This window comes from Promicromonospora kroppenstedtii DSM 19349, from assembly GCF_000515355.1.
In the GTDB taxonomy this organism is placed as follows: domain Bacteria; phylum Actinomycetota; class Actinomycetes; order Actinomycetales; family Cellulomonadaceae; genus Promicromonospora; species Promicromonospora kroppenstedtii.
On the sequence record NZ_KI911649.1, the window covers coordinates 118,734 to 125,514 of the forward strand.

At 72.0% G+C, this 6,781-nt stretch carries 5 protein-coding genes; 1 reads left to right on the forward strand and 4 read right to left on the reverse strand.

Annotated features, from left to right (window positions below; all coding sequences use genetic code 11):
- The 4 genes from PROKR_RS37345 to acs form a co-directional block, all read right to left on the reverse strand.
- On the reverse strand, window positions 1-370 hold a 370-nt coding region (locus PROKR_RS37345; RefSeq protein WP_342665865.1), incomplete at its 3' end, for an NUDIX hydrolase.
- A 17-nt stretch (window positions 371-387) separates the two neighbouring features.
- Window positions 388-2,907 (reverse strand): RNA degradosome polyphosphate kinase, encoded by a 2,520-nt coding sequence (locus tag PROKR_RS10110; protein ID WP_245605777.1) that lies wholly within the window; start codon window positions 2,905-2,907, stop codon window positions 388-390.
- Between the two features lie 114 nt (window positions 2,908-3,021).
- Complete coding sequence (mshD, locus tag PROKR_RS10115) at window positions 3,022-3,981, reverse strand: mycothiol synthase (RefSeq protein WP_036962694.1); 960 nt, start codon at window positions 3,979-3,981, stop codon at window positions 3,022-3,024.
- Between the two features lie 90 nt (window positions 3,982-4,071).
- Window positions 4,072-6,102 carry an acetate--CoA ligase gene (acs, locus tag PROKR_RS10120; RefSeq protein WP_036962696.1) on the reverse strand — a complete coding sequence of 677 codons (2,031 nt, stop codon included), beginning with the start codon at window positions 6,100-6,102 and terminating at the stop codon, window positions 4,072-4,074.
- Window positions 6,103-6,282: 180 nt separating this feature from the next.
- Here acs and PROKR_RS34500 point away from each other — a divergent pair.
- On the forward strand, window positions 6,283-6,781 hold a 499-nt coding region (locus tag PROKR_RS34500; RefSeq protein ID WP_483823633.1), incomplete at its 3' end, for an oxidoreductase.

The window sequence follows — 6,781 nt, forward strand, 5'->3', positions numbered from 1 at the left end:
TCGGGGCCACAGGCGCGCGCGCCGCGAGCCCGGCGGTGTCCCGGCCCCGGCGCGCCCGGCGCGACGCCCAGTAGTGCACGCGCTTCACGCGGCCCTCGGGCGTGAGGTACTGCAGGCCGGGCAGGGGACGGCCGAGCACGATCTGCCGGCCCGTCTCCTCACCGACCTCGCGGATCGCGGCGTTCTGGAACGTCTCGCCGTTCTCCAGCTTGCCCTTGGGCCACGACCAGTCGTCGTACCGGGGCCGGTGCACCAGCTGCACCTGCACCTTGCCTGCCCGACGGCGCCAGACGATGCCGCCTGCGGTCATCACGACAGGGGCGTGCGTCCCCGCCGGGGGCGAGGTCGCCGTCGTCGGCTCGGTGCCCACCACCGACCTCCGCCCCGTCACCGGACAGGCTCGAGCCGACGCCGCTGCCGCTGGATCAGGACCGCCTGCAGGTCGCGGAGGCCGTTGCCCTCCGAACCCGAGGAAGGGCGTTCCCAGGTGCCGTCCGGCAGCAGGTGCCAGGACGCCGTCGTGTCCGCCATCGACTCGTCCAGCAGCCCCAGGAGCTCGCCGACGTGGGTCGGGTCGGAGATCCGGATGAGCGTCTCGACGCGACGGTCGAGGTTGCGGTGCATGAGGTCGGCGGACCCGATGAACACCTCGGGGCCCGACTCGGGTCCCTCGGCGATCGCGGGGCCCACCGAGTTCGCGAACGCGAAGATGCGCGAGTGCTCCAGGAACCGGCCCAGGATGGACCGCACCCGGATGTTCTCGCTCAGGCCGGGCACGCCCACTCGGACCGCGCAGATGCCGCGCACGACCAGGTCGATCTTCACACCGGCCTGCGAGGCGCGGTACAGGGCGTCGATCACCGTCTCGTCGACCACCGAGTTGATCTTCATCTTGACCCACGCCTCGTGGCCCGCGCGGGCGGCGGCCGCCTCGCGCTCGATGCGCTCGACCAGGCCCGACCGCACGGCGCGGGGCGCCACGAGCAGGCGGTGGAACGTCGACTTCGGCGCGTACCCGGAGAGCTGGTTGAACAGGCGGGTCAGGTCCTGGCCGACGTCCGGGTCGCAGGTCAGCAGGCCGTGGTCCGTGTAGAGGCGCGCCGTCTTGGGGTGGTAGTTGCCCGTGCCGACGTGGCAGTAGCGCAGCAGGGAGCCGTCGGGCTCCTGGCGCACCACGAGCGACAGCTTGCAGTGCGTCTTGAGGCCCACGATCCCGTACACGACGTGCACGCCCGCCTCCTCGAGCTTGCGCGCCCAGGAGATGTTGGCCTCCTCGTCGAACCGCGCCTTGATCTCGACCAGGGCGAGGACCTGCTTGCCGGCCTCGGCGGCGTCGATCAGCGCGTCCACGATGGGTGAGTCGCCGGAGGTCCGGTACAGCGTCTGCTTGATCGCGAGCACGTTCGGGTCGGCCGCGGCCTGCTCCAGGAACGTCTGCACGCTCGTGGAGAAGCTGTCGTACGGGTGGTGCAGCAGGATGTCCCGACGACGGATCGCGGCGAACACGTCCGTCGGCTTGGAGCTCTCCACCTCCGCGAGGTGCCGGTGCGTCGACGGCACGAACGGCGGGTAGTGCAGCGAGGTCAGGTCGAGGTCCGCGATGAGGTTGAGGCCCGTCAGGTCCAGCAGCGCGGGCAGCTCGTAGACCTCCTCCTCCTTCACGCCCAGCTCGCGCACGATCAGGTCCCGGATGCGCGGGCTGATGTCCTTCTGGATCTCCAGCCGCACCGGCGGGCCGAAGCGGCGGCGCAGCAGCTCCTTCTCCATCGCCTGGAGCAGGTTCTCGGCGTCGTCCTCCTCGACGTCCACGTCCTCGTTGCGGGTCACGCGGAACGTGTGGCTGTCCCGCACCTCCATCCCGGGAAACAGGTAGTCGAGGTGCTGGGCGATGACCTCCTCCAGCGGCACGAACGAGAGCGGGCCGCGCTGCGGGTCGGCCTTCTTCGTGCCCGGCCGGCGGGGCTTGCCCGACGCGTCGACCGCGATGAAGCGCGGCAGCAGCGGCGGCACCTTGACACGCGCGAAGTGCTCCTTGCCCGTGGCCGGGTTCGCCACGACGACGGCGAGATTGAGCGAGAGGCCCGAGATGTAGGGGAACGGGTGCGCCGGGTCCACCGCCAGCGGGGTGAGCACCGGGAAGATCTGCTTGCGGAAGAACTTGTGCAGCCGCTCCTGCTCCTTGGTGTCCAGCTCCTCCCAGTGCACCAGCGTGATGCCCTCGGCGGCCAGTGCCGGCTGCACCTCGTCCTCGAACACGCGCGCGTGCCGGGTCATCAGGGTGTGCGCGCCCTCGGAGATCGCCGACAACGCCTGGCGCGGGCTGAGACCCGAGGCACTGGTGACCGCGATGCCCGTCGCGATGCGGCGCTGCAGGCCGGCCACCCGCACCATGAAGAACTCGTCCAGGTTGGACGCGAAGATCGCGAGGAAACGCACGCGCTCCAGCAGCGGGATGCGCGGGTCCTCGGCGAGCTCCAGCACCCGCTGGTTGAACGCGAGCCAGCTCAGCTCCCGGTCGGCGAACCGATCCACCGGCAGCGGCTCGCCCAGCAGGGGGTCCAGCACGCTGGTGCCGCCCGGGCTCTCGGCGATGTGCTCCGCGATGTGCGCGGCCAGGCTCGGGTCCAGGGAGTGCGGCGCCAGGATGTCCTCCGCCCGGGAATCGGCCGCCGGGGCTGCCGGCTTCGGCAGGGCCTGCCGGGGCGCGGACGCCTTCGACTGCGACTGCGCAGGCTTGGGCTGCGCGTCCTTGGCAAGGGCTTCCTTGGCCGGCGCGTCCTTGGCCGGGGCGGTCTTCACGGACCCGGCGGTGGGGACGCCGTCGGTCGGCGCGTCCGCCTGCTCGGGGCCGTCGCCGGCCGAGCCGTTCGTGGACTCGGGGCTCGTCGGACGGGGGGTCTGCTTCATGAATCGCCCATTCTTGTCCCGGGTCCTGGTGGAGGCGTTCCCAGCGCTGTCCTTCATGTGGTTCATGGTGTCACCGTTCGGTACACAGTGGGTGACGCTTCCGGAGAGCGTCCGTCACGGGCGGGCATACTGCACGTGTACAGCCGCCCGGGTGAAGCCCGCCCGTTCGTACGTGGCCAGCGCGGGCGCGTTGTCGCCCTCCACGTACAGCACGGCGCGCGTGGCACCGGTCCGCGCGAGATGGCCCAGCCCGACCTCCGTCAGCAGGCGGCCGAACCCCTCGCCCTGGTGGTCCGGGTCGACACCCAGCGCGTAGATCTCACCGTCGCGGGCGTCGTCCGGCTGGCCCGGCTCCGTCTTGGTCCACTGGAACGCGACCGGGTCGGGCTCGGTCCCTGCGCCCTGCGGCGCGTCGGGGACCAGGAGGAAGAATCCCTCCGGGTCGAACCACGGCTCGCCCTGGCGGGCGCGCAGGTCGTCGAGCGACATGCGGCCCTGCTCCGGGTGTGTGGCGAAGGCGCGCGCGTTGACCCGGAGCCAGGCGTCGTCGTCGGCCCCGGGACGGAAGGTGCGCACGTGGTAGCCGGCAGGTGGCTCGGGCGTCCCGTCCACCGCCGGGAGCGGGCGGGCCAGGAAGAGCAGCTCGCGCACGGGCCGCAGCCCCGAGGCGGCCGCGAAACCACGGGCCGACTCCAGGTCGCCGTGCGCCCAGACCCGGAGCTGCTTGCCCTGCTGGCCCGGTTCCCCGGACCGGGACGGGAGCGTGGCGTCGCGCTCCGCGGTGCGCAGCAGCACCCGACCGCGTCCGTTCCGGCGGTGGTCGGGATGCACCACCAGCTCGGCGCTCGCGGTCTCGCCGGAACGGTCGATCTGCACGTAGCCGACGGTGCTGCCCGCCGTGTCGTGCGCGACGACGTGCGTGATCCACTCCGCGTCGGTTCCGAGGTTGAGCAGGGGCTGCTCGGACAGCGGCGCGACACCGTCGTGCGCCTCCGCGGCCTGGGCCAGGTCCCGGACGGCCTGCTGGGCGTCGGCGTCGAGCGGGCCGATCTCGATGGGGGCGGCGATTCGCATGCGTTCATCTTCTCCCGTCGGTCGAGCTTGTCGAGACAGAGGTCTCGACAAGCTCGACCGACGGCCGGGCAGGATGCCCGAGCGAGACGGTCAGTCCTCCGAGGAGGCCGACGGCGCCGCCAGGCCCGCCGTGATCAGGTCCATCACGGAGGAGTCGGCCAGCGTGGTCGCGTCGCCGACGGCGCGGTCCTCGGCGACGTCGCGCAGCAGGCGACGCATGATCTTGCCGGACCGGGTCTTGGGCAGCTCGGGCACCACGAGGATCTTCTTCGGCTTGGCGATCGGGCCGATCTCCTTGCCGACGTGGTCGCGGAGCTCCTTCTGCACCTCGGCGGCGCCCTCCGGTGTGGAGGCCCGGCCGGCGTGGCTGCCGCGCAGGATCACGAACGCGACGACGGCCTGGCCGGTGGTGTCGTCCGCGGCGCCGACGACGGCGGCCTCCGCCACGATCTCGTGCGACACGAGCGCCGACTCGATCTCCGTCGTGGAGAGCCGGTGCCCGGACACGTTCATCACGTCGTCCACGCGGCCGAGCAGCCAGATGTCGCCGTCCTCGTCCTTCTTGGCGCCGTCACCGGCGAAGTAGAGGCCGTCGAACCGCGACCAGTACGTCTCCTTGTAGCGCTCCAGGTCGCCCCAGATGCCGCGGAGCATGGACGGCCACGGCTCGGAGAGAACGAGGTAGCCGCCACCGCCGTCGGGGACGGGCTGGGCCTCGTCGTCGACCACGGTCGCGGCGATGCCGGGCAGGGCCACCTGCGCCGAACCGGGCTTGGTCGCCGTGACGCCCGGGAGGGGGCTGATCATGATGGCGCCGGTCTCGGTCTGCCACCACGTGTCGACGATCGGGGCCTTGTCGCCACCGATGACGCGGCGGTACCACATCCACGCCTCGGGGTTGATGGGCTCGCCCACCGAGCCGAGGACGCGCAGGGAGGACAGGTCGAACCCGCCGGGGATGTCGTCGCCCCACTTCATGCAGGTGCGGATCGCGGTCGGGGCCGTGTACAGGATCGACACCTTGTACTTCTCGATGAGCTCCCACCAGCGGCCGCGGTGCGGGGTGTCCGGCGTGCCCTCGTACAGCACCTGCGTGGCGCCGTTCACGAGCGGCCCGTAGACCACGTAGGAGTGGCCGGTGACCCAGCCGACGTCGGCGGTGCACCAGTAGACGTCGGTCTCCGGCTTGAGGTCGAACACGTTCTTGTGCGTGTACGCCGCCTGCGTCAGGTACCCGCCGGTCGTGTGCAGGATGCCCTTCGGCTTCCCCGTGGTGCCGCTCGTGTACAGGATGAACAGCGGGTGCTCCGCCTCGACCGCGACGGGCTCGTGCTGGTCGGAGGCAGAGGCCAGGGCCTCGTGCCACCAGACGTCCCGGCCCTCGACCCAGTCGACGTCCTGCTCGGTGCGCCGGACGACGAGGACCTTGCGGACGGTGGTCGGGTCGGCGCCCTCCTTGGGGGCGAGCGCCTCGTCGACGGCTGGCTTGAGGGCCGACGGCGCGCCGCGGCGGTAGCCGCCGTCCGCCGTGATGACCAGGGTGGCCTCGGCGTCGGCGATCCGGCTGCGGAGCGCGTCGGCGGAGAAGCCGCCGAAGACGACGGAGTGCGCGGCGCCGATGCGGGCGCACGCCAGCATCGCGACGACCGACTCGACGAGCATCGGCAGGTAGATGACCACGCGGTCGCCGGTCTGCACGCCCAGGGCGGTGAGCGCGTTGGCCGCGCGAGAGACCTCCCGCTGCAGGTCGGCGTAGGTGACCGTCCGGGTGTCGCCCGGCTCGCCCTCGAAGTGGATGGCGACCCGGTCGCCGTTGCCGGCCTCGACGTGCCGGTCCACCGCGTTGTACGCGGCGTTGAGCGTGCCGTCGGCGAACCAGCGCGCGACGGGGGCACCGCTCCAGTCCAGGGTCTCGGTGAACGGGGTCTTCCAGGTCACGAGCTCCCGGGCCTGGGCGGCCCAGAACTCCAGGCGGTCGGCCGACGCCTTCTCGTACAGGTCGGCCTGCGCGTTCGCCTGAGCCGCGAACTCCTCGCTGGGCGGGAAGCTCCGGGTCTCGTGCAGAAGGTTCTCGAGGCTGGGGCTGGCTGCCGAGCCCGTCGTCGGGTTGGTGTCTGTCACGGTGACCTCCGGTGCGCGTCTTCGCGTTCGTTCGGGCAGGTACTTGGGGCTGCCTTGACGTTCTCTCTGGTCGGTGAGTGTAGTCCCGGACGGTGACACCCCTCACAAATGGGTGTCACTTCCTGAGACGTCCGGCGGCGGCCCCGGAATGGGGCGGTTGGCGGCCACGTTGGGGCTGGCGTGAGCCTCCTCTTCGAACCCGTCGCGCTCCGCGGCCTCTCCCTGCCCAACCGCGCCTGGCTGGCGCCGATGTGCGAGTACTCCGCGGACGACGGCCTGCCGAACGACTGGCACCTGGTGCATCTCGGCGCGCGTGCCGTCGGCGGGTTCGGCCTGGTGCTGACCGAGGCGACCGCCGTCGTGCCCGATGGGCGCATCTCGCCGCAGGACACGGGCATCTGGAACGACGAGCAGACGGCCGCCTGGAAGCGGATCGTCGACTTCGTGCACGAGCGCGGCGCGCGCATCGGCATCCAGCTCGCCCACGCGGGGCGCAAGGCCTCGACCTTCCGCCCGTGGTCGCCCGAGCAGGGTTCCGTGCCCGTGGCCGACGGCGGCTGGCCGACCGTCGCACCGTCCGCGGTGCCCTACCCGGGCTTCGCGACGCCGTCGGAGATGACCGCCGCGCAGGTGGCGGACGTGCCCGAGCAGTTCGCGGCGGCCGCGCGCCGGGCGGGCG